Annotated in this window: 21 protein-coding genes; 15 read left to right on the plus strand and 6 right to left on the minus strand. The window is 69.4% G+C overall.

Annotated elements, in window-relative coordinates:
• Positions 1-65: 65 nt before the first annotated feature.
• From ACQ4L4_RS23505 to ACQ4L4_RS23520, 4 genes are all read left to right on the plus strand, one after another.
• Entirely contained in the window at positions 66-1,010 is a 945-nt protein-coding gene (locus tag ACQ4L4_RS23505) for a LysR family transcriptional regulator (RefSeq protein WP_431101260.1), read from the plus strand.
• A 123-nt stretch (positions 1,011-1,133) separates the two neighbouring features.
• Positions 1,134-1,946, plus strand: coding sequence for a putative hydro-lyase (locus ACQ4L4_RS23510; RefSeq protein WP_431101261.1), 813 nt, complete (start codon positions 1,134-1,136; stop codon positions 1,944-1,946).
• A gap of 28 nt (positions 1,947-1,974) precedes the next feature.
• On the plus strand, positions 1,975-3,213 hold the full coding sequence (locus tag ACQ4L4_RS23515) for an MFS transporter (protein WP_431101262.1): 1,239 nt from the start codon (positions 1,975-1,977) through the stop codon (positions 3,211-3,213).
• Between the two features lie 114 nt (positions 3,214-3,327).
• Entirely contained in the window at positions 3,328-6,981 is a 3,654-nt protein-coding gene (locus tag ACQ4L4_RS23520; RefSeq protein WP_431101263.1) for a hydantoinase B/oxoprolinase family protein, read from the plus strand.
• On the opposite strand, the gene ACQ4L4_RS23525 is transcribed toward ACQ4L4_RS23520, so the two are convergent.
• Positions 6,960-7,919, minus strand: a complete 960-nt coding sequence (locus ACQ4L4_RS23525) for a hypothetical protein (RefSeq protein WP_431101264.1) — start codon at positions 7,917-7,919, stop codon at positions 6,960-6,962. The genes ACQ4L4_RS23520 and ACQ4L4_RS23525 overlap by 22 nt on opposite strands.
• 161 nt (positions 7,920-8,080) lie before the next feature.
• Between ACQ4L4_RS23525 and gshA the strand changes: the two genes are divergently transcribed.
• Positions 8,081-9,376: a glutamate--cysteine ligase gene (gene gshA / locus ACQ4L4_RS23530; RefSeq protein ID WP_431101265.1), complete on the plus strand. Its 1,296-nt coding sequence runs from the start codon at positions 8,081-8,083 to the stop codon at positions 9,374-9,376.
• Here the strand turns inward: gshA and ACQ4L4_RS23535 are convergent.
• Together ACQ4L4_RS23535 and ACQ4L4_RS23540 are read right to left on the minus strand one after the other, a co-directional pair.
• Positions 9,367-9,675, minus strand: coding sequence for a hypothetical protein (locus ACQ4L4_RS23535; protein WP_431101267.1), 309 nt, complete (start codon positions 9,673-9,675; stop codon positions 9,367-9,369). The genes gshA and ACQ4L4_RS23535 overlap by 10 nt on opposite strands.
• Positions 9,676-10,060: 385 nt before the next feature.
• Positions 10,061-11,023 (minus strand): LysR family transcriptional regulator, encoded by a 963-nt coding sequence (locus tag ACQ4L4_RS23540; protein WP_431101268.1) that lies wholly within the window; start codon positions 11,021-11,023, stop codon positions 10,061-10,063.
• A gap of 103 nt (positions 11,024-11,126) precedes the next feature.
• On the opposite strand from ACQ4L4_RS23540, the gene ACQ4L4_RS23545 reads away from it, so the two are divergent.
• From ACQ4L4_RS23545 to ACQ4L4_RS23570, 6 genes are all read left to right on the plus strand, one after another.
• Entirely contained in the window at positions 11,127-14,138 is a 3,012-nt protein-coding gene (locus tag ACQ4L4_RS23545; RefSeq protein WP_431101269.1) for a TonB-dependent receptor domain-containing protein, read from the plus strand.
• Positions 14,139-14,254: 116 nt separating this feature from the next.
• On the plus strand, positions 14,255-16,138 hold the full coding sequence (locus tag ACQ4L4_RS23550; protein WP_431101270.1) for a potassium transporter Kup: 1,884 nt from the start codon (positions 14,255-14,257) through the stop codon (positions 16,136-16,138).
• Positions 16,139-16,148: 10 nt separating this feature from the next.
• The gene (locus ACQ4L4_RS23555; protein WP_431101271.1) at positions 16,149-17,315 is read left to right on the plus strand and encodes a benzoate/H(+) symporter BenE family transporter; all 1,167 of its coding nucleotides are present in this window, start codon (positions 16,149-16,151) and stop codon (positions 17,313-17,315) included.
• Between the two features lie 23 nt (positions 17,316-17,338).
• Complete coding sequence (gene gshB, locus ACQ4L4_RS23560; RefSeq protein ID WP_377158368.1) at positions 17,339-18,322, plus strand: glutathione synthase; 984 nt, start codon at positions 17,339-17,341, stop codon at positions 18,320-18,322.
• A 61-nt stretch (positions 18,323-18,383) separates the two neighbouring features.
• Entirely contained in the window at positions 18,384-19,244 is an 861-nt protein-coding gene (fghA, locus tag ACQ4L4_RS23565; RefSeq protein ID WP_431101272.1) for an S-formylglutathione hydrolase, read from the plus strand.
• 43 nt (positions 19,245-19,287) lie between these two features.
• Positions 19,288-20,025: a metallophosphoesterase family protein gene (locus ACQ4L4_RS23570; RefSeq protein WP_431101273.1), complete on the plus strand. Its 738-nt coding sequence runs from the start codon at positions 19,288-19,290 to the stop codon at positions 20,023-20,025.
• An 18-nt stretch (positions 20,026-20,043) separates the two neighbouring features.
• On the opposite strand, the gene ACQ4L4_RS23575 is transcribed toward ACQ4L4_RS23570, so the two are convergent.
• On the minus strand, positions 20,044-21,132 hold the full coding sequence (locus ACQ4L4_RS23575; protein WP_431101274.1) for a Uma2 family endonuclease: 1,089 nt from the start codon (positions 21,130-21,132) through the stop codon (positions 20,044-20,046).
• Positions 21,133-21,279: 147 nt separating this feature from the next.
• Positions 21,280-22,566: a flavin-dependent oxidoreductase gene (locus ACQ4L4_RS23580; protein ID WP_431101275.1), complete on the minus strand. Its 1,287-nt coding sequence runs from the start codon at positions 22,564-22,566 to the stop codon at positions 21,280-21,282.
• A 72-nt stretch (positions 22,567-22,638) separates the two neighbouring features.
• Here ACQ4L4_RS23580 and ACQ4L4_RS23585 point away from each other — a divergent pair, with 72 nt between their 5' ends.
• Complete coding sequence (locus ACQ4L4_RS23585) at positions 22,639-23,151, plus strand: MarR family winged helix-turn-helix transcriptional regulator (protein WP_431101276.1); 513 nt, start codon at positions 22,639-22,641, stop codon at positions 23,149-23,151.
• A 135-nt stretch (positions 23,152-23,286) separates the two neighbouring features.
• Positions 23,287-24,282 carry a Bug family tripartite tricarboxylate transporter substrate binding protein gene (locus tag ACQ4L4_RS23590; protein ID WP_431101277.1) on the plus strand — a complete coding sequence of 332 codons (996 nt, stop codon included), beginning with the start codon at positions 23,287-23,289 and terminating at the stop codon, positions 24,280-24,282.
• Here ACQ4L4_RS23590 and ACQ4L4_RS23595 read toward each other — a convergent pair.
• Complete coding sequence (locus tag ACQ4L4_RS23595) at positions 24,204-25,424, minus strand: MFS transporter (protein WP_431101278.1); 1,221 nt, start codon at positions 25,422-25,424, stop codon at positions 24,204-24,206. The two genes, ACQ4L4_RS23590 and ACQ4L4_RS23595, sit on opposite strands and share 79 nt — an antisense overlap.
• On the opposite strand from ACQ4L4_RS23595, the gene ACQ4L4_RS23600 reads away from it, so the two are divergent.
• Positions 25,377-25,556: a hypothetical protein gene (locus ACQ4L4_RS23600; RefSeq protein WP_431101279.1), complete on the plus strand. Its 180-nt coding sequence runs from the start codon at positions 25,377-25,379 to the stop codon at positions 25,554-25,556. The two genes, ACQ4L4_RS23595 and ACQ4L4_RS23600, sit on opposite strands and share 48 nt — an antisense overlap.
• 20 nt (positions 25,557-25,576) lie before the next feature.
• Entirely contained in the window at positions 25,577-26,158 is a 582-nt protein-coding gene (locus ACQ4L4_RS23605) for a helix-turn-helix domain-containing protein (protein WP_431101280.1), read from the plus strand.
• The last annotated feature ends 194 nt before the right edge of the window (positions 26,159-26,352 follow it).

A 26,352-nucleotide genomic window follows, 5' to 3' on the forward strand; every position in this document is an offset into this window, starting at 1 on the left:
GCAATGCTCAAAGCCGCCCCTCGGGGCGGCTTTTTTTCGTCGGTGCATCCCCATAATCCGCCGCCATGAACCTCCGCTTTGTCGAAGCCTTCCACTGGGCCGCCTCGCTGCGCAGCGTCACGCGCGCGGCGGAGAAGCTGCACATCACGCAGTCCGCGCTGTCCAGCCGCATCGCGTCGCTGGAGGAGGAACTCGGCGTGGTGCTGCTGGACCGTCGCGACAAGCAGTTCCGTCTGACCGTGGCCGGCCAGCGTTTCCAGACGCTGGCGCAGCGGCTGCTCGACGTGCAGCGGCAGGTGAAGGAGGAGATGGGCGGCGCCGGCGGCGCGGGCCGACCGGTGGTGCTGCGCATCGGCGCGATCGAGTCGGTGGTGCACAGCTGGCTCACCGGCTGGCTGCAGGAGATGCGCGCGGCGAATCCGGACTTCGAGCTAGAGCTGACGGTGGAGACCTCGCCGGTGCTGGTCGATCAGGTGCGGCGGGGCGCGCAGGACCTGGTCTTCGCGGCGATCCCCGCGGCCGACGCCGGCGGCGTGCGCACGCGGGCGATGGCGTCGATGCCGATGGGTTTCGTCGGCCGGTCGGACCTGCACACGAAGCGCCGCTACGGGCTGTCGGACCTGGCGGGCCACGACCTGCTGACCTTCCAGCGCGGTTCGCAGCCGCACCAAGCGCTGCTGCAGATGTTCCAGGAATCCGGCCTGCCGCTGCCGCGCGTGCACGCGATCTCGTCGATCTCCGCGATGGTGCAGCTGGTGGAGGGGGGCTTCGGCATCGCCACGCTGCCGGTGGCGGTGGCGGAGCAGTTGGCGAAGCGGCTCTCGCTGCGCGTGCTGCGCAGCGACACCGACCTGGTGGCGTTGCCGATCCACGCGAGCTACCGCGAGGATCCGAGCTCGCAGCTCACCGAGACGGTGCTCGACTCCGCGCTGGACTTCGTCGCGCGGCAGCAGCGCGCGGCGCGGGCTTCCGGGAAAGCCCGCATGGCCGGAACGTCGACCCCGCGCTAAGCGGAAGCACTGCTGGGCTCATCGAAAAAATCGATGAGGCGAGGCGGAAAATTTCCGTTGGATCGCGAGGCCGGGCGGCTTCCACAATCCGCCGCATCGTCAGACAGCCTTCGCGATCCCGCCATGAGCCACCCGACCGATTCCCTCGATCTCGACGCGTCGTCCAGCGCGCTCGACGTCCGACTCGCCGCCCGTCGCGGCGGCTTCACCGGCCACACCAGCGGCCTGGCCAGCGACTTCGTGCAGGCGAATCTCGCCATCCTGCCGGCGGCGCTGGCCGCGGACTTCCGCCGCTACTGCGCGCTGAACCCGCAGGCCTGCCCGCTGCTCGGCGTGACCGAGCCTGGGGATCCGACGCTCGCCGCGCTCGGCGCCGACCTGGACCTGCGCACCGACGTGCCGCGCTACCGCGTGTGGCGGGACGGTGAACTCGTCGACGAGCCCGCCGACGTGACGCGCTGGTGGCGCGACGACCTGGTCGCCTTCGTCATCGGCTGTTCGTTCTCGTTCGAGCACGCGCTGCTGGCCGAGGGCATTCCACTGCGTCACGTCGAGCAGCGCCGCAACGTCGCGATGTACCGCACCAGCATCGAGACCGCGCCGGCCGGCGTCTTCCGCGGACCGACCGTGGTGTCGATGCGGCCGCTGACCGCCGCCGACGCGATCCGCGCGGTGCAGATCACGTCGAAGCTCCCGCAGGTGCACGGCGCGCCGCTGCATCTGGGCGATCCGTCGCGCATCGGCATCGACGACATCGCCCGGCCCGACTACGGCGACGCCGTCGACATCCGGGACGGCGAGCTGCCGGTGTTCTGGGCCTGCGGCGTCACGCCGCAATCGGCGATCGCGACGGCCCGTCCGCCGTTCTGCATCACGCATGCGCCGGGGCACATGCTCGTCACCGACCTCCTGAACCGCGACCTCATCGCGGCCTGATCGCGGCCCAACAACAAGGAACGACACCATGTGGCTCAGAGACACCACGCCGACCGAACGGCGCACGCTCACCGCGACCTTCGCCGGCTATGCCGTCGACGGCTTCGACTACATGATCTACACCTTCCTGATCCCCACGCTGATCGCGGCCTGGGGCATGAGCAAGGGACAGGCCGGCGCGATCGCCACCGGCGCGCTGCTGACCTCGGCGGTCGGCGGCTGGGCGGCCGGGGTCCTCGCGGACCGCTTCGGCCGCGTCCGCGTGCTGCAGTGGACGGTGCTGTGGTTCGCGCTGTTCACTTTCCTCAGCGGGTTCACGACCTCGTTCGAGCAGCTCTTCTTCACCCGCGCGATGCAGGGCTTCGGCATGGGCGGCGAGTGGGCCGTCGGCTCGGTGCTGATCGCCGAGACGATCAAGGCGAAACATCGCGGCAAGGCCGCCGGCCTGGTGCAAAGCAGCTGGGCCATCGGCTGGGCGGCGTCGGCGCTGGCGTTCTGGGGGCTGTACTCGGTGCTGCCGCCGGAGACCGCGTGGAAGGTGCTGTTCTGGATCGGCATCCTGCCGGCGGTGCTGATCCTCTACATCCGCCGCAACCTCGACGAGCCGCCCGTCTACCTGGCCGAGCAGGCGCGCGCCAAGGCCCGCGGCGAGCGCGCGAACTTCCTGCGGATCTTCTCGCCAGAGCTGCTGCGCAACACCGTGCTCGCCAGCGTTCTGGCCACCGGCATGCAGGGCGCGTACTACTCGGTGACGACCTGGCTGCCGACCTTCCTCAAGACCGAGCGCCATCTGTCGGTGCTGGGCACCAGCGGTTATCTGCTCGTACTGATCGCGGGCTCCTTCGCCGGTTACCTGACGAGCGCGTGGCTCTGCGACGCGATCGGCCGGCGCCGCTGCTTCATGCTGTTCGCGCTGATGGGCGGCATCCTGGTGCTGGCCTACACGCAGATGCCGATCACCGACGGCCTGATGCTGGTGCTGGGCTTTCCGCTGGGCTTCTTCCTCTCGGGCATTTTTTCCGGCATGGGCGCCTTCCTGTCGGAGCTGTTCCCCAGCGACGTGCGGGGATCGGGTCAGGGCTTTTGCTACAACATCGGACGGGCGTTCGGCGCGGCCTGTCCCGCGCTGATCGGACACTTCAGCACGCAGTACCCTCTCGGGCAGACCTTGGGATGGATGGCGGCGCTCTGCTACGGCCTCGTGATCGTCGCGGCGCTGGCCTTGCCCGAGACCCGGGGTCGTGAGCTGACTCCCGCCCCGGCCTGATCCCGCCGCGCCGCTTCGACGACCTGCCGACGCCGAGCTCCCGACGCGCTTTCGACGACCTCTGGGCGACCTCCGGACGACCTTTCGACGACTCTCCGACTTCTGGACCTCACGATGCAAGCCACCCCTTCCCCCGATCGCTGGCAGTTCTGGATCGACCGCGGCGGCACCTTCACCGATCTGGTCGGACGCGCGCCCGATGGCACGCTGCACACGCTCAAGCTGCTGTCGGAGAACCCCGAGCACTACCGCGACGCGGCGGTCGAGGGCATCCGCCGTCTGCTCGGCCTGAAGGCCGGCGAGCCCATCACGGCGGAGCAGGTCGACTGCGTCAAGATGGGCACGACGGTCGCGACCAACGCGCTGCTGGAGCGCCGCGGCGACCGCACGCTGCTGGTGACGACGCGCGGCTTCCGCGACGCGCTGCGCATCGCGACGCAGGCGCGGCCCCGGCTCTTCGAGCGCCACATCCAGCTGCCCGAGCTGCTGTACGAGCGCGTCGTCGAGGCCGACGAGCGTGTCGACGCGCAGGGCTGCGAGATCGCGCCGCTGGACGACGCCGCGCTGCGCGTCGAGTTGCAATCGGCGTTCGACGCCGGCCTGCGCGCCTGCGCGATCGTGTTCCTGCACGGCTGGCGCGCGCCGGCGCATGAGCTCGCGGCCAAGCGCCTCGCGCAGGATATCGGCTTCACGCAGATCTCGGTCTCGCACGAGGTCAGTCCGCTGATGAAGCTGATCCCGCGCGGCGACACGACCGTCGTCGACGCCTACCTGAGTCCGATCCTGCGGCGCTACGTCGACCAGGTGGCGGCCGAGATGCCCGGCGTGCGGCTGTTCTTCATGCAGAGCTCCGGCGGCCTGACCGAGGCACGCCGCTTCCAGGGCAAGGACGCGATCCTCAGCGGCCCGGCCGGCGGCATCGTCGGCATGGTGCGAACGGCGGAGGCGGCCGGCCACGACCGGGTCATCGGCTTCGACATGGGCGGCACGTCGACCGACGTCAGCCACTTCGCCGGCGAGTTCGAGCGCGCCTTCGACACCGAGGTCGCCGGCGTGCGCATGCGTGCGCCGATGATGAGCATCCACACGGTGGCGGCGGGCGGGGGCTCGGTGATCGCCTTCGACGGCGCGCGGCTGCGCGTCGGGCCGGCCTCGGCCGGCGCGAACCCCGGTCCCGCGAGCTACCGCCGCGGCGGCCCGCTCGCCACGACGGACGCCAACGTGATGCTGGGCCGCATCCAGCCGGCGCATTTCCCCAAGGTCTTCGGTCCGGGCGCCGACGAGCCGCTGGACGGCGAGGTCGTGAAGACGCGCTTCGCCGAACTGGCCGCGCAGATGTCCGCCGCGGGCAAGCCGATGACGGCGGAGGACGCCGCCGCCGGCGCGTTGCAGATCGCCGTCGGCGCGATGGCGAACGCGATCAAGCGCATCTCGGTCGCGCGCGGCTACGACGTCACCGGCTACACGCTGCAATGCTTCGGCGGGGCGGGCGGCCAGGCGGCCTGCCTGGTGGCGGACGCGCTGGGCATGACGCGCATCCTGGCGCATCCGTTCGCCGGCGTACTCAGCGCCTACGGCATGGGCTTGGCCGACCAGACCGCCATGCGCGAGGCCTCGATCGAGCGTGCGCTCGATGCCGACGGCCTGTCCGCCGCGCGCGAGACGGCGGCGTCGCTGGCCGCGCAGGCCGGCGGCGAGCTGGCGTCGCAGGGCGTCTCCGCCGGCGCGTTGCGCACCATCGCGCGGGCGCAGGTCCGCTACCAGGGCACCGACACGGCGCTCACCTGTCCGCTGCCGCTCGACGGGTCGGCGCCGGCCGCGATCGCCGCCATCCGCGAAGCCTTCGAATCGGCCTACCGGCGGCGCTTCGCCTTCCTGATGCCGGACCGCGCGCTGGTGATCGAGGCGGTCTCGGTGGAAGCGCTGGCCGCCGGCGCGTCGCTGGAGGCGCCCGTCGAGGCCGCCATCGCGAGCGCGCATCGCCCCGAGCCGCTGGAGCGCGTGCGCATGTACTGCCTGGCCGACGAGTCGCCCGCCGGCTGGCGCGACGCCGAACTCCACCACCGCGAATCGCTGCGCCCGGGCGCGCGCATCGACGGTCCGGCCATCGTCGCGGAGCGCAACGCGACCACGGTCGTCGACGCCGGCTGGCGCGCCGAGCTGCAGTCCTCGGGCGACCTGCTGCTGACCCGCGTCCGCGAACGCACCCGCACGCGGGCGCTCGGCACCGAGGCCGACCCGGTGGTGCTGGAGGTCTTCAACAACCTCTTCATGAACATCGCCGAGCAGATGGGCCTGCGGCTCCAGAACACGGCCCATTCGGTCAACATCAAGGAACGGCTGGACTTCAGCTGCGCGCTGTTCGACGCGCAGGGCCAACTGATCGCCAACGCGCCGCACATGCCGGTGCACCTGGGCTCGATGAGCGAATCGATCCGCTCGGTGATCGAGCGCAACCCGTCGATGCAGCGCGGCGATGTCTACGTCCTCAACGACCCGTACCACGGCGGCACGCACCTGCCCGACATCACCGTCGTGACGCCGGTGTTCCTGGACGAGGACGACGCCAGTCCGGGCTTCTTCGTCGCCAGCCGCGGCCACCACGCCGACATCGGCGGCATCACGCCGGGCTCGATGCCGCCGTTCTCGCGGGACATCACCGAGGAGGGCGTGCTGATCGACAACTTCCAGCTGGTCGAGCAGGGCCGGCTTCGGGAGGCCGAGCTGCAGGCCCTGCTGCGCTCGGGGCCGCATCCCAGTCGCAATCCGGCGCAGAACCTGGCCGACCTGCGCGCCCAGGTGGCCGCCAACGAGAAGGGCGTGCAGGAGCTGCAGGCGATGGTGGCCCAGTTCGGCCGCACCACCGTCGAGGCCTACATGCAGCACGTGCAGGACAACGCCGAGGCCTCGGTGCGGCGCGTGATCTCGGTGCTGAAGGACGGCGCGTTCACGCTGCCGCTGGACAACGGCGCCCGCATCCAGGTGGCCGTGACCGTGGACACGGCGGCGCGCCGCGCGACCGTCGATTTCACCGGCACCAGCGCGCAGCAGCCCAACAACTTCAACGCGCCGAAGTCGATCACCATGGCGGCGGTGCTCTACGTGTTCCGCACGCTGGTCGACGACGCGATCCCGCTGAACGCCGGCTGCCTGAAGCCGATCGACGTGATCGTGCCCGAGGGCTGCATGCTCAATCCGCGTCATCCGGCGGCGGTGGTGGCGGGCAACGTGGAGACCTCGCAGTGCGTGACCAACGCGCTGTACGGCGCGCTCGGCGTGATGGCGGCCGGCCAGTGCACGATGAACAACTTCACCTTCGGCGACGCGACGCACCAGTACTACGAGACGATCTCGGGCGGCTCCGGCGCCGGGCCGGGCTTCGCGGGCACCTCGGTCGTGCAGACGCACATGACGAACTCCCGGCTCACCGATCCCGAAGTGCTGGAGTTCCGCTTCCCGGTGCGGCTGGACAGCTATGCCATCCGGCAGGGGTCGGCCGGCGCGGGCCGCTGGTCCGGCGGGGAGGGCGGGGAACGCCGCATCCGTTTCCTGACGCCGATGACGGCCTCGATCCTGAGCAACGGGCGGACGTCGGGCGCCTTCGGCATGGCCGGCGGCCAGCCGGGGGCGGTCGGCGAGAACCTCGTCGAGCGCGCCGACGGCCGGATCGAGCCGCTGGGCCACATCGGCCAGGTGGCGATGGCGCCCGGCGATGTCTTCGTCATCCGCACGCCCGGCGGCGGGGGTTACGGCGCGGACCGGCGCTGATCGTCCGGAGCGCCGCTCAGGGGATTTGCGGCGAGGTATTCGGTGAAGTCGGCCATCGTCGTCAGATCCTTCTCCATCAGGGAGAAGGCGCCGCATAGCGCTGTCAGATCACGGGCGTGACGCAGCGTGACGGCGTCGACTTCGGCAGGGCGCAGCCGGTGCCCGGTCCAGTCCCCGAAGATGCGTTCCATGCCGGCCAGCGCGGCGGCAGGCCCGCGTCCGTCGACGGACAGGAAGGCGATCCGCTCGTCAGGGCAGTCCTGGCGGTGGCGTTGGCAATGGCGGACGAGGGCGAGCGCCTCTGCCACCGTCAGGGCGTCGCTTGGGTCCGCCTGACCGAGTTCCACCAGATCGATGCTGCACTTCTGCGTCCGTGCCGCGGCCTTGCCATGGCATGCCGGCGGAGCCAGCATCAGATCGAGCTGAACGGTCGTTGCGCGCTCGGGCAGGCCCTGCGCCGGCGGCGTGTCGACCCGACAGATGTCCGCCCGTTCGCCGGTGGGCAACTCGCCGTCCCAGGTGGAGGACAGGCCGTGGGGGCCCGTGCGGCAGGACTCCCCGGTGCTCAGGTCGACGATGAGGCCGACGTTGTGATGCATCAGCGCGCCGATCAGGCGGGCCCGGCTGGCGTCATCGACATCAGGCGCCCGCAGCACCAGCGTGTGGCTATCGATGAGATGGCCGCGCAGCGGCGCATCGGTCCCGCCTGGTCGAGGGGTATGCAGGGACAACGCCGCTTTGCCGGGCAGGCGGCCGACGTCGCCAGTGCCACCTGGCGGCCCGGAGAAGCCGGTCCGGCGCTCCAGTTCCTGGTACAGGCGACGCCCGCGCTGGGGGTTGGCGTAGACGACGACCGTGTCATCCGCCGACGGGATCTCGGCCGGCAGTGTGGGCTCCGATCGAGCGGTGAAGAAGTTCGGCAGCAGGGAGTTCAGCATGGGGATTTGCGAAGTGGTGTCGCCTGATGAGTTGTCGCCGGACCTCTTGAGTTCGAGGGACGGAACGCAGCCTCTTGACTTGCGGCATGTCGCCCCCAGTTGCGCATGCCTAGAATCGGCTTACTCCCCTCAGGTCCGCCTCCCGGCGGCCGCTGCCCATCATGGTCCCTCACCTCATCACCGCCCTGACCGGGCCCATCAATGAACTGGAGCAGCGCGTGCTCGAGTCGATGCCGGCGATCGAACGCTGGTTCCGGCTCGAGTGGATGGAGCACACGCCCCCCTTCTACAGCTCGGTCGACCTGCGCAATGCCGGCTTCAAGCTGGCGCCGGTGGACACCAACCTGTTCCCCGGCGGCTTCAACAACCTGACGCCGGAGATGCTGCCGCTGGCCGTGCAGGCGGCCATGGCGGCGATCGAGAAGATCTGCCCCGAGGCCAAGAACCTGCTGCTGGTCCCGGAAGCGAAGAACCGCGGCAGCTTCTACCTGTCGAACCTGGCGACGCTGGTCCGCATCTTCTCGATGGCGGGGCTGAACGTGCGCCTGGGTTCGCTGGACGAGTCGGTCAAGGAGCCGACCACGGTCGCGCTGCCGGACGGCAATTCGCTGACGCTGGAGCCGCTGGTCCGCCAGCGCTCGCGGCTGATGCTCAAGGACTTCGATCCCTGCACCATCCTGCTGAACGACGACCTGTCGTCCGGCACGCCGGACGTGCTGAAGCACCTGCACGAGCAGTACCTGCTGCCGCCGCTGCATGCCGGCTGGGCGCAGCGCCGCAAGAGCCAGCACTTCCGCGCCTACGAGGAAGTCTCGAAGAAGTTCGCCAAGCTGCTGGGCATGGACCCGTGGCTGATCTATCCGCACTCGGTGGCGGTGGACGGGCTGGACTTCGCGACGGGTGCCGGCCTGGACGCGCTGCAGGCGCAGGTCGACGCGACGCTGACGCGCACGCGCCGCAAGTACAAGGAATACGGCATCCAGGAGAAGCCCTTCGTCGTCGTCAAGCCGGACGCCGGCACGCACGGCCTGGGCGTGATGACGATCCGCGACGCGAAGGACCTGGACGTGCTGGCGATCAAGGCGCGCGACAAGCTGGCCAGACTCGAGGGCGTGCCCGCGCTGTCGCAGGTGCTGGTGCAGGAAGGCGTCGTGACGCATGAGCGCATGCACGAGGCGGTCGCCGAGCCGGTCGTGTACATGATGGACCGCTACGTCGTCGGCGGCTTCTACCGCGTGCACGCGGACCGCGCCGAGGACGAGAACCTCAACGCGCCGGGCTCGAGCTATGTGCCGCTGGCCTTCGCGCATTCGTCGCACCTGCCCGCCCCGGGCGAGAAGCCCGGCGCCAGCGCGCCCAACCGCTTCTACATGTACGGCGTGATCGGCCGCCTCGCCATGCTCGCGGCGAGCTACGAGCTGGAGACGACCGATCCGGACGCCGAGGACTACGCCTGAGCCGAGGCCGCCTGCGGACGCAGGCGGTCGATCAGCCGATGCACGGCGGCGTCGACAGCGCGCCAGGCCCGACGCAGCGGCAGCGGGACGGCTTGCGCCAGGCGCCGCTTGACGCGCTGGTACCGGGTGGGCGGCGGATCCGCCAGATGCAATGGCAGCGCGCCCCCGAGAGGGTGCGGTGCGCGAGCCGAGGGGGTCTCCGGCGCCTGGCCGGGACGCAGCAGCGATCGGGCCTCTCCCTCGCTCACTTCCTTCCAACCGCTTGACTGGGGCCGCGCCTTGTTCACGGATGCGTTCACTGATGCATTCACGGATTCCAGGCGCAGTACCGCGGGGGGCGTCCATGGCTGTTGCCATCGCGGCGGCTGAGGGGCCGGACCCTTGTTGCTCCGCTGGCCCGAGGCGGGGGACAGCCCGTGGGCGGTGCGGGCGGTCGGAAGATTCAACAGGCGCTCGGTGAATCGGGTCTGGGCCGGATCCAGCAGTCGCGCGTTGTCGGGACGCCCTGCGTACGAAGCGCCCGATACGTTGCGGTGGACGCGCTGGGGGGGAATGGGGGGGAACATGGAGACCTTCGATCCATGAGACCACCTCATGGTTGTCAGGCTCAGTTGTCAGCGGGCATCCCTGGTTCCACCGGTCGCCCGATTTTTGTCCGGCGCCTCCACGGGCCTGGCAGGCGGGTCAGTGCTTGCCGCTCTCGGCGCCCGCCGTCTCCACCAGCAGCTGCCTGAAGCGCTCCACCGCCTCGACCTGCGTTTCGGGCAGGTGCCAGACGCTCATCGGGCCGAGCCCCAGATCGACGGCGTGCGGCAGGATCACGACCACCTCCTGCTTCGCAGCGGTCATGGCCATGTCGTGCGGCATGACGGCGACCAGCGGCATCTCGCGCATCAGGCTCAGCGCGAGCATCGCGTCGCCGCTCTCGATCAGGTCGGCGGGCGGCGCGAGGCCCATCTCCTGCCAGAGCCGGTCCATCAGCATCCGCGTGCGCGTGCCCGGCAACTGCCAGATCCAGCGCTGGTGGCTCAGCACTTCCCAGCTCAGCTTGGGCGTGCGCGCCAGCGGGTGCTGCGCGCTCATCGTCAGCACCTCGGGTTGCGGCAGCAGCGACACGCGCGCCAGCCCGAGCGGCTCGTCCTGCGGCATCGCGCGGGCGACGACCAGGTCCAGCGTCCCCGCCTGCAGTTCCGCGAACAGCGAGCGCAACGCATGCGTGCGCACGCTCAGCGTGACGCCGGGGTTCTCGCGCTTCATCGCCGTGATGGCCACGGGCAGCAGGCGGGCGAGCGATGCGTTGGTCGCCCCGATGCGCACCTCGCCGGACGCGCCGCGCACCATCGTGGCGACGTCGCCCGCGGCGCGTTGCAGGTCGGCATCGAGCTTGCGCGCCAGCGTCAGCAGCCGACGCCCCAGCGGCGTGGGCTGCATGTTGCGTCCGCGCCGCAGGAACAGGGTTTGTCCCAGCCCTTGCTCCAGCTCCGCCAGCGTCTTGCTCACGGCGGGCTGCGTCACATGCAGCTGATCGGCGGCAGCACTGATGCTGCCGGTGTCGTTGAGGGCCAGCAGCACCCGTGCGTGGCGCAGCGACATGCGTCGGATGACGAAGTGTTCGGCGGCCTCGGGCGACGTCGATGACGCATTCATAACCAAAGTTTCACAAGTCCATCACAAAGCATCATGGCCTGAAAGACGCCCCTCCTTACCGTGACCCCGTCTCCCCCGAGTCCCGTCACAGGAGTGTTCTTTCATGGTCCGTCGAATTTCCCGTCCGCAGCGCCTGCTTCCGGTGCAGCCCTTGCAGCTTGCGGCTGCCGTCGCCCTCGCGCTGGCCAGCCAGGCCCACGCCCAGCAGGCCCCCGCCGCCGCCGCATCGGCCGCGGCCACGTCCCCTTCGGCGGATGACTCGAAGAAGCTGGAGCGCGTCGAGATCACCGGCACGCTGATCAAGCGCACCGACAAGGAGACGCCGTCGGTCGTCCAAAGTATCACGCGCGAAGACATCCGCAACTCCGGATATGCCAACGTCGAGGAGCTGCTGCGTGCGAACTCCGCCGTCGACCTGGGCTCGATCGGCGACGGCGCCGCATCGGGCTTCGTCGGCGGCCTGTCGACGATCTCGCTGCGCGGCTTCGGCTCGCAGGGCACGCTGATCCTGATCAACGGTCGTCGCACCGCGCCGGTCGCGGCGGTGGACGTGAACTTCGGCCGCGGCACGATGATCAACGTCAACACCATCCCCAAGGAGGCGATCGAACGCATCGACATCCTGAAGGACGGCGCCTCGGCGATGTACGGCTCGGACGCGATGGCCGGCGTCATCAACTACATCCTGCGCAAGGACTACCAGGGCATCGAGGGCAGCGCCTCCTACGGCGCCAACGACCAGGGCGTCGGCGCGACGAAGAACGGCGCGATCACCTTCGGCTTCGGCAACCTGGCCACGCAGCGCTTCAACGTCTTCGGCGGCCTGGAAGTCTCCAAGCGCGACAGCGTCATGGCCAACGAGCTGAAGGACCGCGGCAACCTCGCGCTGCAGAACCAGTACCTGACGTCCAACGGCTCGCTGGCGCGCTTCACGCCGGACTCGTCGGCATCGTTCTATGGCAACTACTACCGCGTGCCGACCAGCCTGACGGGCTCCACCACGATCGGCGGCATCAGCGTCGCCAACAACAGCCTGTCGGGCGCCAACTACCTGGGCACCCTGTCGGGCTGCCCGGCGGACCGGACCGTCGGCCAGGGCGTGCCGAACCGGCCCGCGGGCTTCCTGCCCACGACCGGCTCGCTGCCGACGGGACTGTGCCGCTTCAGCCTCGACGACGCGGACGAGATCGTCGCCAAGCAGGACCGCCAGAGCGGCATGGTGCGCGGCACCTTCGCGATCAACAACGACCTGACCGCGTATGCCGACCTGATGTACTCGAAGACCAAGACGACCGAGCAGCGCGTGCCGTACGCGATGACGACGTCGCTGGTGACCTCGGGCAATCCGGTCGCGACGACCTGGCCCAAGCTGGACGGGACCTTCCTGCGTCAGAACGCGATCATCCTGCCCGTCGGCCACCCGGACAACCCGACCAACGGCACGGCCAACCAGCAGCAGGTGCAGCTGATCTACCGCTTCGAGGACCTGCCCCGGGGCGACATCAACATCCTGCGCTCCACGCGCCTGACGGCGGGCCTTGAAGGCACCGCCTTCGGCTGGGACTTCGACACCGCCATCCTGGTCAGCCAGAACAACAACGAGCGCTTCCAGGAAGGCCGCGTGCGCAGCTCGCTGCTGAACGCGGCGATCGCCAACGGCACCTACCGTTTCGGCAAGACCAATTCGCAGGAGGCGATCAACAGCGTGTCGTCGACGGCCTACAACGAAGGCAAGTCGCAGCTGGTGTCCTGGGACCTGCGCGGCAGCCGCGAGCTGTTCCAGCTGCCGGGCGGCCCGGCCGCGATCGCCGTCGGTACGGAGTTGCGCAAGGAGAAGCTCGACGCCATCCCCGACGACGTCTACGGCACCGGCGACTACATCGGCCTGGTGGCCAACGGCGCCTCGGGCAGCCGCAAGTCGTATGCCGCCTTCACCGAGCTGAGCCTGCCCGTCGTGAAGCAGCTGGAGCTGCAGGCCGCCGCGCGCTACGAGCACTACGACGACTTCGGCAACAGCACCACCGGCAAGGCCGGCTTCAAGTGGACGGCGCTGCCGTCGCTGATGGTGTTCCGCGGCACGGCGGCGACGGGCTTCCGCGCGCCGGCGATCTCGCAGATCGGCAACTCGTTCGCGCTGTCCTTCCACAGCTTCCAGGAGCGCCGCGTCTTCGACAGCCTGCGCTGCGACACCAGCAACCCTAACGCCCCGGTCAGCAAGGCGCCGGTGTCGGTGAACCGCGACTGCAACGTGCTGGGCTTCAGCGCGGTGCCGTCGGGCACGACCAACCCGGGCAGCATCCCGACGGTGATCAGCGCCAACCCGAACCTGGAGCCGGAGAAGTCCAATTCGTTCACCGCCGGCATGATCTTCACGCCGAGCAAGTACGCGGACCTGGCGATCGACGGCTGGTACTTCCACCGCAAGAACGAGATCCGCTCGCAGCGCGGCGTGGACATCATGGACGACTACAACGCCAACCCGAACTCGGGGAACGTGCAGGTCGTGCGTGATCCCAATCCCGAGACCTGGCTGCCGGGCGTGGCCAACAGCGGCCCGATCATCATGCTGGTGCGCCAGTACGGCAACAACGAGTGGACCAAGACCTCGGGCATCGACTACGACCTCAACATCCGCCTGCCGGCGATGGCGTGGGGCAAGTTCAGCATGAACGTCAACGGCACCTACACGGCGCGCTATGACCAGCTGATCCTCAAGGGCGGCGAGGTGCAGCACCAGGTCGGCACCACGGCGTCGGACATCTCCAAGACCCGCGCCAGCGCGACGTTCAAGTGGGACACGGACCGGGCGCGGGGCTGGATCCGCTTCAACCACGCGGATCCGCTGTCGAGCACGGTGTGCTCGTCGCTGACCGCGGCGCAGCGGGCCTTCCTGAGCAACCTCAACCGCTGCCGCGTGGGCCGCGACCGCACGATCGACCTGGGCGCCTCGTACAGCGGCATCAAGGGCCTGACCCTGTCGGCCAGCGTCATCAACGTCACCAACGACTACGACCGCGCCAACGGCATCCCGACCGTGTTCAGCTACTACGACAGCGGCGCGTCCAACGTGCTGGGCCGGCGCTTCAACGTCGGGGCGAGCTACGTGTTCCAGTGATCGCCGTCAACCCCCGCCCCCGTGACGGGGGCGGGGGCCATTGACGCACCGCACAACGGAAGGCAGACAATACGCGTTTTCGACTTCCGGCGGCCCGGGTGGCCGCCGCGATCCTTGTGAGTTCACATCACGCGCCCCGTTCGCCGGCCGCCCTGGCCGGCCTGACCATCGGCGCCCTCGGTGTCGTCTACGGCGACATCGGCACCAGTCCCCTCTACGCGCTCAAGGAAGTCTTCCACGGCGCGCATGTCCCCATGACGCACGACAACATCCTCGGGGTGCTGTCGCTGCTGTTCTGGACGATGACCATCGTGGTCTCGTTCAAGTACGTGCTGCTGATCCTGCGCGCCGACAACAACGGCGAGGGCGGCCTGATCGCCATGCTCGCGCTGGCCACGACGGCCGTGCGCGAGAAGCCCACGCTGCGGCGCGGGCTGATGCTGGTGGGGCTGTTCGGCACGGCGATCTTCTTCGGCGACGCGGTGATCACGCCGGCGATGACGGTGCTCTCGGCCGTCGAGGGCATCGAGGTCTACGCGCCGCAGTACCACGACGCGGTGGTGCCGATCTCGCTGGTGGTGCTGGCGGGGCTGTTCGCGGTCCAGCGTTTCGGCACCGGCGGGGTGGGCAAGGCCTTCGGGCCGGTGATGCTGGTGTGGTTCACGTCGCTGGCGCTGCTGGGCGTGCCCAAGATCATCGGCAATCCGCATGTGCTGCAGGCCATCAACCCGATGTGGGCGATCGACTTCTGCACGCACTACGGCTGGATCGCCTTCGTCGCGCTGGGCGCGGTGGTGCTGGTGGTGACCGGCGGCGAGGCGCTCTACGCCGACCTGGGCCACTTCGGCAAGCAGCCGATCCGCATCGCCTGGTACAGCTTCGTGATGCCGGCGCTGACGCTGAACTACTTCGGCCAGGGCGCACTGCTGCTGGACCGGCCGGAGGCGATCAAGAACCCGTTCTTCCTGCTCGCGCCGAGCTGGGCGGAGATCCCGCTGTTCGTGCTGGCGACGCTGGCGGCGATCGTGGCGTCGCAGGCGCTGATCACGGCGGCGTTCTCGGTCACCAAGCAGGCGGTGCAGCTGGGGCTGCTGCCGCGCATGCGCATCGTGCACACGTCGGTGCGCGACATCGGCCAGATCTACGTCCCGTTCGTCAACTGGGGCCTGTTCGCCTTCGTCGTCATGGCGGTGGCGTTCTTCGAGTCGTCGAGCAAGCTGGCCGGCGCCTACGGCGTGGCGGTGACCATCGACATGACCATCACCACGGTCATGACCTTCTTCGTGATCCGCTTCGGCTGGAAGTACCCGCTGTGGCTGTGCGTGCTGGCGACGGGCGCGTTCTTCGTCATCGACGCCACCTTCCTGGCGTCCAACCTGCTGAAGGTGCTGCACGGCGGCTGGTTCCCGCTGCTGATCGGCTTCGGCATGTTCACGCTGATGCTGACCTGGAAGCAGGGCCGCCGGCTGCTGTCGGACAAGCTGCGCGAGGACGCGATCGATCTGAAGAGCTTCCTCGAGGCGGTGTTCATCAACCCGCCGACGCGGGTGCAGGGCACCGCGGTGTTCCTGTCGGCCGAGCAGGGCACGACGCCCAACGCGTTGCTGCACAACCTCAAGCACAACAAGGTGCTGCACGAGCAGAACCTGTTCGTCAGCGTCAAGCATCACGAGGTGCCGTGGATCGGCTTCGAGAAGCGGGTCGAGGTCGAGAGCCTGGACAACGACTGCTGGCAGGTGACGCTGCACTTCGGCTTCAAGAACGAGCCCGACGTGCCGGACGCGCTCAAGCTGCTGGAGCAGCGCGGGGTGCATCTGGACGAGATGGAGACCAGCTACTTCCTGTCGCGGGACATCGTCATCCCGACGATCGGCTCGGGCATGGCGTTGTGGCGGGAGAAGCTCTTCGCCTCGATGCACCGCAACGCGGCGGCGGCGGCGGACTTCCTCCACCTGCCGGCCAACCGGATCGTGGAGCTAGGGTCGAAGGTCGAGATCTGACCCCCGCGCCATGAATCGCTGGCTGAAAGACCTGTCCCTGTCCGCCGTGGTCGCGGGCTTCGTCGCCGTGCTGGTGGGCTTCACCAGCTCGGTGGCCATCGTGTTCCACGCCGCGCAGGCACTCGGCGCAACGTCCGCGCAGATCAGCTCCTGGATCTGGGCGCTCGGGCTGGGCATGGGGCTGACCAGCCTCGGCCTGTCGCTGTGGACCCGCCAGCCGGTGCTGACCGCGTGGTCCACGCCGGGCGCGGCACTGATCGCGGGTGTCTCCGGCATCTCGATGTCCGAGGCCGTCGGCGCCTTCATCGTCTGCGGCGTGTTGATCCTGATCGCCGGCGCGACGCGCTGGTTCGAACGGATCATGGACCGCATCCCGATCGCCATCGCCTCCGCGCTGCTGGCCGGCGTGCTGGCGCGCTTCGGACTGGACGCCGTGCTCGCCACGAAGACCGCGCCAGCGATGGTCCTGACGATGGCGCTCACCTATGTGCTGGCGCGCCGGTTCCTTCCCCGCTATGCGACGCCGCTGGTGCTGCTGGCGGGCGTGGCTGTCGCGGCCTCGCAGGGGCGGCTGCATCTCGAGGCCGTCGACTGGAGCTGGGCGACGCCGGTGTGGGTCACGCCATCGTTTTCCGTGACCGCGCTGGTCGGCGTGGCGTTGCCGCTGTTCCTGGTGACGATGGCCTCGCAGAACCTGCCCGGTGTCGCGGCGCAACGGGCGTCGGGCTACCAGACGCCGGTGTCGGCGAGCATCGCGGCAACCGGCTTCGCATCCATCGTCTTCGCGCCATTCGGCGGCTACGCGTTCAACCTGGCGGCGATCACCGCGGCGATCTGCATGGGGCGCGAAGCGCACGAGGATCCCGCCCGGCGCTACATGGCCTCGGCGATGGCGGGGGTGTTCTACCTCGCGATCGGCCTGGCGGGCGGCGCGGTCGTGGGCCTGCTGACGGCCTTCCCGCGGGAGCTGATCGCCGCCGTGGCCGGCCTGGCGCTGCTGGGCACGATCGCCGGCGGACTGTCCGCCGCGCTGAAGGACGAGCACCACCGCGACGCCGCCATCCTGACCTTCCTGGTGACGCTGTCGGGACTGAGCCTGCTGGGCATCGGGTCGGCGTTCTGGGGCGTGGTCGCCGGTGCGGTTTCTCTTTTGGTGCAACACTTCAAGGCTCGTTGAGTTCCTTGCTGAAAGCCTTGCCCATGAAACTGCTGTTCGTCGCCGATCCGCTGTCGACCTTCAACACCTACAAGGACTCCACCTTCGCGATGATGCGCGAAGCGGCCCGGCGCGGCCATGAACTCTGGGTCTGCGAGGTGCCGGACCTGCTGTGGGTCAGCGGCGGGCGCGTGACCGCGCATGCGGCACAGCGGTTGACGCTGACGCCGGAGGCCGTCGCCAGCCAGGCCGGCACGAAGCTGGCGGTATGGCACGCGGTCACCGCGACGCAAGACCTGGCCCTGGCCGACGTCGACGCGGTGCTGATGCGCAAGGATCCGCCGTTCGATTCGGAGTTCTTCTACGCCACGCACCTGCTGGAGCAGGCCGAGCGCGAAGGCGCGAAGGTCTTCAACAAGGCGGCCTCGCTGCGCGACCATCCGGAGAAGCTCGCGATCCTGGAGTTTCCGCAGTTCATCGCGCCGACGCTGGTGACGCGCTCGGCGGCGGCGATCCGGGCGTTCCATGCGGAGCACCAGGACATCATCCTGAAGCCGCTGGACGGCATGGGCGGCATGGGCATCTTCCGCGTCAAGGCGGATGCGCTGAACCTGGGCAGCATCATCGAGACGCTGAACAAGAACGGCGCGCAGTCAGTGATGGTGCAGCGTTTCGTGCCGGAGATCGTCAAGGGCGACAAGCGCATCCTGCTGATCGGCGGCAAGCCGGTGCCGTACTCGCTGGCGCGGATCCCGCAGGGGACCGAGGTGCGCGGCAATCTGGCCGCGGGCGGCAAGGGCGTCGCGCAGCCGCTGACCGACGACGACCGCCGCATCGCCGAGGCGCTGGCCCCGGTGCTGGCGGCGCGCGGGCTGCTGCTGGTGGGCCTGGACGTGATCGGCGACAGGATGACGGAGCTCAACGTCACCAGCCCGACCTGCTTCCAGGAAATCATGGAGCAGACGGGTTTCGACGTCGGCGCCGTGTTCATCGACGCGCTGGAAGCGGCGGTCGCCGCGGCGCGCTGATCGCAACAAGGATCTCCGCTCCGGTCACCGACGTGATCGTGAGCCGCACCGGGACATCGACATGACTTTCGAATTGATCAGCGAGCACGCCAGCTTCGGCGGCGTGCAGCGTTTCCATCGCCATGACTCGGCCGAGATCGGCCTGCCGATGCGCTTCGCGCTGTTCCTGCCGCCGGGTGGCGCGCGGGCGGTGAAGGGGCTGCTGGTGTTCCTGGCGGGGCTGACCTGCAGCGAAGAGACCTTCACGATGAAGGCCGGCGCGCAGCGCAAGGCGGCGGAGCTGGGACTCGCGCTGCTGATGCCGGACACGAGTCCGCGCGGCGAGGCGGTGAGCGCGCTGCCGGACGCGACGGCGTCGTGGGACTTCGGTGTCGCGGCGGGGTTCTACCTCGACGCGACGCAGGCGCCGTGGGCGACGCACTGGCGGATGGAGAGCTACCTGATGCGGGAGCTGATCCCGCAGGTGCAGACGTCGCTGGGACTGGACGCGACGAAGACGGGCATCGCGGGGCACTCGATGGGCGGCCACGGCGCGCTGACGCTGGCGCTGCGGCATCCGGGCGCGTTCGCGTCCGTGTCGGCGATCGCGCCGATCGCGGCGCCGAGCCGCTGCCCCTGGGGCGTGAAGGCGTTCACCGGCTACCTGGGCGAGTACCGCGACGCCTGGCCCGCGCATGACGCGAGCGCGCTGTTCCAGGCACAGGAGCGCGCGCCTTTTCCGCACGGCATCCTGGTCGACCAGGGCCTGGCGGACAAGTTCCTCGTCGAGCAGCTGTATCCGGAAGCGCTGGAGTCGGCGTGCGCGTCGATCGGCCAGCCGTTGACGCTGCGCCGCCATGACGGCTACGACCACGGCTACTACTTCATCGCGACGGTGATCGACGATCATCTGATGCATCACGCGCGGCAGCTGGCGGGCTGAACGCTCGATCAGGCGCCGCTGCGCTGCCACTCACGAGGCCGCCATGCGCATCGCCTTGCTGTCCGACATCCACGGAAATCTGCTCGCGCTGGAGGCCGTCGTGGCCGATGCGCGGCGACGAGGCGTCGACCAGATCGTGAACCTCGGCGACATCCTGTCCGGGCCGCTGCAGCCGTTGGAGACGGCGCAGTACCTGATGGCGCAAGACTGGCCAACGATCGCCGGCAACCACGAGCGGCAGCTGCTCGCGATCACGGCGGAGAAGCCGGGCGGGGCGTCGGACCGCTTCGCGCGTGAGCGTCTGGGGGAGGCGGAGCTGGACTGGCTCCGCGCGCTGCCGAAGACGTTGCAGCTGACCGATGAGGTCTTCCTCTGCCACGGCACGCCGCGCAGCGACATCGAGTATTTCCTCGACACGCAGGACGGTCCGCGCTTGCGGATGGCGACGGCGTCGGAGATCGCCGATCGGCTCGGCGAGCAGGCATCCATGTTGGTTTGCTGTGGGCACACGCACGTCCCGCGCGTGCTGCGCAGCGCGCGAGGACAGTGGCTGGTGAATCCCGGCAGCGTCGGACTGCAAGCGTGGGACGACGACCATCCGATCCGCTATGTCGCGGAGAACGGCTCCCCCGATGCGCGCTACGCGATCGTGGCGCGGACTGCGCAGGGCTGGATGACCGAGTCCATCAGCGTGCCGTACGACCATGAAGCAATGGCGAGCATCGCTTCAAGGAATGGGCGCGAGGATTGGGCGAGGTGGTTGAGGACGGGGTGGGCCTGATTCGCCAATCACCGCTATTCATGCTGCTATCGGAACGTTCGCAAATACGAAGGCCGAGGGAATCTCCAGATCGACGGACTCCAGCCGCAGCGGCGCATCAGCGATGAACTGATGCAGGCTCCATGCGCCATCCGGCCCACGGCGATGAATGTCGATGCGGCGCTTCAGGCAGTCCACCAGCACATACTCTCGCAATGATGGAATCCTGAGGTACTCCTGACGTTTCACGCCGCGATCCTTGGCTCGGGTCGACTTGGAGAGCACCTCGATGAGCAAGAGCGGCGACCGCATCGCCACGTGGTCCGCCGTCAAGGGTTCGCAAGTGACGGATACATCGGGGAAGTAGTAGTTCTGCCCGGCACCTTGCAAACGAAAGTCGGCCATCACCACACGGCATGGCGTATTGAGCAGGTGGAGATTCAACGCGGTGGACAGATTGATGCAGGTCGTCACGTGGCCGAACGTGGCGCCCGTCATCGTCACGATCCGACCGTCGATGAACTCGTGCTTGCAGTCTTCGTCCGTGTCCCAGTCGAGGAATTCCTGCGCGGACAGCCTGGGGTCCGGTGCGTCCAGTCCCTTGAATGCCGACGCTACGTCGAGCCGAAGATCAATCGACACCAGTTCGGCCGTCTCGCCTTCGCGGAAGGTCTGCGTTTTCCAGTGACCGTCGCTGTCCCGACCGCGGACCTCGATGGAACGCGCCGCCATGTCGACACTGACAAGCTCCCGTACCGTCGGCAGTCGCCTGGCGGCGATCGAGCGGCGCACGATGTCCGCGGCGCGCGGCTCGCTCCCCACCAACTCGAACACGAGCACTGGAGCGGGCCGGGCCGCGAAGCGCTCTGCGACCATCGCATCTGGATGGATGACGGTGTAGTCGTCGACCACGACCGCCTGCCCTCGAATGAACGACGCCAGGTCCCCGCCGTCGAGATGACGCTTCACCGCCGTCGTGATGTTCACCAGCACCCGGAAGAAGGCCGGGTCGCGGAGCGGCAGCGAAAACTTCTTGCCGCCAGCGAGCTCGTGGAGGTCCTCTTGATCGGTCTGCCACTGCAAGAAGTGGTCGGCGGTCATCAGCAGCTCTTTGAATAAGGAGGACATTCACCACTCCTGCAACTTCGTGAGGGAAGGTGGTGATTCTTCGAAGCCTGTCGCCTGACGTCTCTCACCTCAATCGGCATGAAATCCAGGCGCAGTCCCCGATCCAAGGAGACTGGGTGACCGAGATGAGCAGGGCGGTTCCGGATGCTACGGCGCGGGCGCCGGAGATGCCTCTGGCGGCTCGTCCGCCACCGCCGTCTGGCGATGTCCCGCCGCCGCCTTGTAGCGCTTGACGAACGCATCCACCTCCGCCGGATCGATCACATCCGCCAGCCGGCCGAAACCGTCCGGCGCGCGTTCCTCGACCATGTCGAGGATGTAGTCCAGGCCCTCCTGCCGGTTCAGCTCGACGATCCGCGCGCACATGGGCCGGCGCTCGGCCTCGTAGTGATCGAGCGCCGTCTCCACGCGTGGTTCCTCGCGCAATGCCCGTGCGATCGCTTCGGCGTCGAGGATCGCCTGCGTCGCGCCGTTCGAGCCGATCGGGTACATCGGATGCGCCGCGTCGCCGAGCAGCGTGATGCGGCCGTGCCGCCAGCTCGGCAACGGATCGCGGTCGACCATCGGCCATTCCAGCAGCTGCGTCGCGCCGCCGATCACGCCCGGCACGTCGAGCCATGGGAAGCGCCAGCCGCCGAAGGTCGGCAGCAGATCATCGATGGAGCCAGGCTTGTTCCAGTCCTCGCGACCCGGCGCGGTCAGGCCGCCGCCGAGGCCGTCCTCGCGCAGGCGCCGGTCGCAGATCCAGTTGATCAGCTGCAGCCCGTCCGGCCGCGGCGGTGCGATCGGATAAACGACGAACTTCGCGCGCCGGTGTCCCGCCTGCACCATCGTCCGTCCGTCGAGGAAGGGCTTCGCGAGCGAGGTGCCGCGCCACATCATCATCCCGTTCCAGCGCGGTGCCCCTTCGTCGGGATGGAACTGGCGACGGATCGCGGAATGGATCCCGTCCGCCGCGATCAGCAGGTCCGCGCGACGTTGCACGGGTGCACCGCTCGCGTCCGTGCCCTGCACGATCACCGCGTCCCCGTCGTTGTGCGCGCCGGTCGTGCGCCAGCCACTGACGACGCGTTCCGCGCCGAGCCGCGCCACCGCCTCGCGCCACAGCATCAACTGCAGCTCGCCGCGATGCACGCTGAATTGCGGATGGCTGTAGCCGCCGGCCAGTCCTCGGCGATCCTCGTAGATCGTCTGGCCGTGCCGGTTGGCGAAGATCAGCGCCGAAGTCGGCACCGCCATCGTCTGCAGCGTCGGCATCAGCCCCAGCCCGTCGAGGACCGCCACCGCGTGCGGCAGCAGGTTGATGCCCACGCCCAGCGGCTTGAGTTCCGCCGTGGCCTCGCAGACGGTCACGCGGTGGCCGTCGCGTTGCAGCGCCAGCGCCGTGGTCAGTCCGCCGATGCCGCCGCCGGCGATCAGGATGTCGAGGGCCATGGGAATCTCCAATCGATCAGATCAGGGTAAGCGAGATAGTTGCGCTATGCAACAGTATCTAAGCTGATCCGCATGAGCCGAACGAAGCTGCCGAACGCCGTCCCCGAGCCGCCCGAGGCGCCGCTGCTGCCCGTTCCCGGCCTGGACTACGGCGTCCTCGACGACCTGCTCGGCTACGCGCTGCGGCGCGCCCAGAATGCGCTCTACCTGGACTTCTACCGGGCGACCGCGGAGCTCGACGTCAGCCCGCAGCGTTTCGCGGCCCTGGTCCTCGTCGGACGCAATCCCGGCATGCGGCAGGGACTGCTCGCGCAGGCGATGGGCCTGCACCGCAGCGGCGCGCTGCGTCTGACGGACTGGCTCACCGGCCGCGGCTGGGTGGAGCGGCGTGACGACGCCGAGGACGCGCGTCGCTGGGGCCTGTTCCTGACGCCGGCCGGCAAGCGTCAGCTCACGGTGCTGGAGCGGCGCGTCCGCGGGCACGACGAGCGCCTGATGAGCCGGCTCGGCGATCGCGCCGCGCGCCTGAAGGCGGACCTGGAGCGCCTGGCGGAGATCGCCGCGACGGACGACAACGGCCGATAGCGTTGACGGCCGACGGCGACAGATGACGGCGACAGCCGACGACGACAGATGACGGCGACAGATGGCGGGGACAGATTCCGGCGACGGATGCCGAAGACAGAGAACGACGACAGACAACAACGACGGAGACAAGCGATGAACGACCTCGATCGGAAGCTCACCCGGCGTGACGCCGGCCTGCTGCTCGGCGCTGCGATGGCCGGCCTCGCCGGACCGCTGCGCGCGCAGACCGCGGCGATGCCGCGCATCCTCGTCGGCTTCCCCGCCGGCGGCTCGGTGGACGTCAGCGCGCGGCGCCTCGCCGAAGCGTGGCGCGGACGCCTGGCGGAGAACGTCCTGGTCGAGCAGCGCGTCGGCGCCGGCGGCCGGCTCGCGGTGACCGCGCTGCGCGACGCGCCGCCCGACGGGGGCACGATGCTGGTCAGTCCGTCGTCGATGTTCACGATCTATCCGCACGTCTACCGCAAGCTGGCCTACAAGCCGGAGACCGACGCGATCGCGGTCTCCCCGATGGCCAACGCGACCTGCGGCTTCGGCGTCGGGCCGATGGTGCCGGCGACGGTGAAGACGATGGGCGATTTCGCCGCCTGGGCCAAGGCGCATCCGGAACAGTCGTCCTACGCCTCGCCCGCGGCCGGCGCGATGCCGCACTTCCTGGGCGACCAGTTCAAGCGCGCCGCCGGCATCTCGCTCACGCACGTGCCGTACCGCGGCGCCGCGCCCGGCCTGCAGGACCTGATGGGCGGGCAGATCGCATCGGGCTGCTTCCTCCTGGGCGACCTGCTGCCCTACGTCGCGGGCGGGCGGGTGCGCATCCTCGGGGTCACCGATCACGAGCGCTCGCGCTTCGCGCCGGAGGTGCCCACCTTCGGCGAGCAGGGCTTCAAGGGCATCATCGGCGTGGAGACCTACGGCCTCTTCCTGCCGCCGAAGACGCCGGCCGCGATCGTCGACAAGGTCTTCGACCTGGTCCGCGTCGCGCTGCGCGAGAAGCAGGTCGTCGAGGGCCTGGCCAAGCTCGGCTGCGAACCGCTGGCGATGCCGCCGGCGGACTACGCGCGCCGGCTCGCGGCCGAACGCACGCAATGGGGACCGATCGTGGCGGCGTCGGGGTTCTCGTCGGACGATTGAGCGAGCCGCCGCCACGCGAAGAGCGCCAGCGGGATCGCCAGCAGCGACAACGCGAGCGACAGGCCGCCCGCCGCGCTCCAGCCCCAGCGTTCGACGACCGTGCCCATCAGCGGCGGCCCGAGCAGCGCGCCCGAGGCGCCGAACTGCGTGAGGCGGCCGCTGGCGAGCGACAGGCGCTCCGGCGTGCGCGCGGCCAGCGGCAGCAGCGCGAAGACCAGGCTCGGGAACACGCCCGAGGCCGCGTTGATGCCGATCGCGAGCATCGCTTGCCACGAGGCATCGCCCCCGTCCCGCATCACGCCGAGATAGAGCAGCCCTGACGCGCCCAGCGACACCGCCATGCCGACGGCGATCGCGCGCGACAGCGCACCGTGTCGTCGCAGCAGCCACGCACCGAGGGCGCTGGCGGGCACATTGGCCAGCGCGGCCGCGGCGGTCCAGGTACCGGCCGCGCTCAAGGGCATGCCGCCTTGCGTGAGCAGGCTGGGCAGCAGCGCGAGCAGGCCGACCTCCGCGATCGCGTACGTACCGAAGGCGGCAACCAGCGCCCAGAGCAGCGCGCCGGTCGGCCCCGGTGGATGCCGCGATTCGATGGCGTGCGGGTCGTCGTCCACGCGGATCGATCGCAGCCCGAGCCACAGCAGCATGCCGCCCGCGACGCTCAACGCTTGCGCGGGCCGCCAGCCGGCCCAGCCCGCCGCGTGCGCAAAGGCCCACGCGCCGATCGCCATGCCCACCGGGAGGAAGGTGCTCCACAGCGCCATCGCGGCGGCCTGGCGCCGACCCTCGGCCGCGCGGGCGATCAGCACGGGCGCGGCGACGACGATGGCGAGATAGCCCAGGCTCTCGACCAGCCGCGCCAGCGCGAGCAGGAGCACGCCGTGGGCGAAGGCCGCCGCGGCCGCGCCGACGGCGAGCGCCAGCACCGCCGCGGCCAGCGCGCGCTTCAGTCCGATGCGCGGCAGCCAACGACCCGCGACGCCGCCGAGCGTGGCGCCGCAAACCTCGAGCAGCGAGGTCAACGCGGCCATCGCCGCCAGTCCGAGCTGGAGCTCGCGGGCGATCGGCGGCGACAGGGCCGCCAGCTTGCCCAATTGCGCCGCGGCGAACACGCCGCAGAGGTAGTACAGCAGAATCCTCACTTCGATCCCTCGTTTCCGTTCATCCTGAACTTCGACTTCGACTTCGACTTCGACTTCGACTTCGACTTCGACTTCGACTTCGACTTCGACTTCGACATCGACATCGACTTCGACATCGCGCCCTCGTCCTGACTCCTGCCCGACGCCGCCCCATGAACGACTCGCCGCTGCTCTCCTGCGATGCCCGCCAGCTCGGCCGCAGCCTGCGCCTGTGGCGCACGTTGCGCCGTCTGAAGCAGGGGAGCGTGGCGGGCGAGCTGGGTGTGTCGCAGACGACGGTATCGCGTTGGGAATCGGGGATGGCCGCGCCCTCGCTCGACGAGCAGCAGACCCTGCGCCGGCTGATGGCCGCGCGGCTGGACAGCGCCGCCGACTTCGAGCTGGGCCGCCTGGTCGAGCGCGCACCCGGCGCGGTGCACCTGATCTGCGATCTCAGCCATCGTCTGCTGGCGATGTCGCGCGGACGCGAGCGCCATTGCCGTCTGCCACGCTCCGAATTGATCGGACGCGCGCTGTGGTGCTACGCGACGCCGGAGATCGTCGCGCAGGAAGCGCGGCTCGACGCGCTCGGCTGGTACGAGCCGGCGCCCGGCGCGGTCGAGTTCGACACCGGCGCCTCGGTGGAGCAGGACATGCCGATCGTCCCGAGCCGGATGCGCTGGGTGCGCTTCCAGCTGTCGGACGGGAGCTTCGTGCGGCTGACCGAGACGATCTCGGAAGGCCAGATGTCGTGACCGGGGGCGGCTTCGGCTGCTGCTGCTGCTGCTGCTGCTGCTGTTGCTGCTGTTGCTGTTGCTGTTGCTGTTGCTGTTGCTGTTTCGGCTGAGGCTGAGGCCTGGGCCGAGCCCGTGGTCTCGGCGACGACTGCCGTGGGGACGTGACGCGGTCATGCTGCGAGGCTACGGACCGCCTCGCCCGTCGTCCACGA

The sequence above is a fragment of the Roseateles noduli genome (genome assembly GCF_050626985.1).
In the GTDB taxonomy this organism is placed as follows: domain Bacteria; phylum Pseudomonadota; class Gammaproteobacteria; order Burkholderiales; family Burkholderiaceae_C; genus Roseateles; species Roseateles noduli_A.

Coding starts and splice junctions, on each gene's coding strand:
- ACQ4L4_RS23505 (WP_431101260.1), top strand. CDS start 66: ATGAACCTCCGCTTTGTCGAAGCCTTCCACTGGGCCGCCTCGCTGCGC.
- ACQ4L4_RS23510 (WP_431101261.1), top strand. CDS start 1,134: ATGAGCCACCCGACCGATTCCCTCGATCTCGACGCGTCGTCCAGCGCG.
- ACQ4L4_RS23515 (WP_431101262.1), top strand. CDS start 1,975: ATGTGGCTCAGAGACACCACGCCGACCGAACGGCGCACGCTCACCGCG.
- ACQ4L4_RS23520 (WP_431101263.1), top strand. CDS start 3,328: ATGCAAGCCACCCCTTCCCCCGATCGCTGGCAGTTCTGGATCGACCGC.
- ACQ4L4_RS23525 (WP_431101264.1), bottom strand. CDS start 7,919: ATGCTGAACTCCCTGCTGCCGAACTTCTTCACCGCTCGATCGGAGCCC.
- gshA (WP_431101265.1), top strand. CDS start 8,081: ATGGTCCCTCACCTCATCACCGCCCTGACCGGGCCCATCAATGAACTG.
- ACQ4L4_RS23540 (WP_431101268.1), bottom strand. CDS start 11,023: ATGAATGCGTCATCGACGTCGCCCGAGGCCGCCGAACACTTCGTCATC.
- ACQ4L4_RS23545 (WP_431101269.1), top strand. CDS start 11,127: ATGGTCCGTCGAATTTCCCGTCCGCAGCGCCTGCTTCCGGTGCAGCCC.
- ACQ4L4_RS23555 (WP_431101271.1), top strand. CDS start 16,149: ATGAATCGCTGGCTGAAAGACCTGTCCCTGTCCGCCGTGGTCGCGGGC.
- gshB (WP_377158368.1), top strand. CDS start 17,339: ATGAAACTGCTGTTCGTCGCCGATCCGCTGTCGACCTTCAACACCTAC.
- fghA (WP_431101272.1), top strand. CDS start 18,384: ATGACTTTCGAATTGATCAGCGAGCACGCCAGCTTCGGCGGCGTGCAG.
- ACQ4L4_RS23570 (WP_431101273.1), top strand. CDS start 19,288: ATGCGCATCGCCTTGCTGTCCGACATCCACGGAAATCTGCTCGCGCTG.
- ACQ4L4_RS23575 (WP_431101274.1), bottom strand. CDS start 21,132: ATGTCCTCCTTATTCAAAGAGCTGCTGATGACCGCCGACCACTTCTTG.
- ACQ4L4_RS23580 (WP_431101275.1), bottom strand. CDS start 22,566: ATGGCCCTCGACATCCTGATCGCCGGCGGCGGCATCGGCGGACTGACC.
- ACQ4L4_RS23585 (WP_431101276.1), top strand. CDS start 22,639: ATGAGCCGAACGAAGCTGCCGAACGCCGTCCCCGAGCCGCCCGAGGCG.
- ACQ4L4_RS23590 (WP_431101277.1), top strand. CDS start 23,287: ATGAACGACCTCGATCGGAAGCTCACCCGGCGTGACGCCGGCCTGCTG.
- ACQ4L4_RS23605 (WP_431101280.1), top strand. CDS start 25,577: ATGAACGACTCGCCGCTGCTCTCCTGCGATGCCCGCCAGCTCGGCCGC.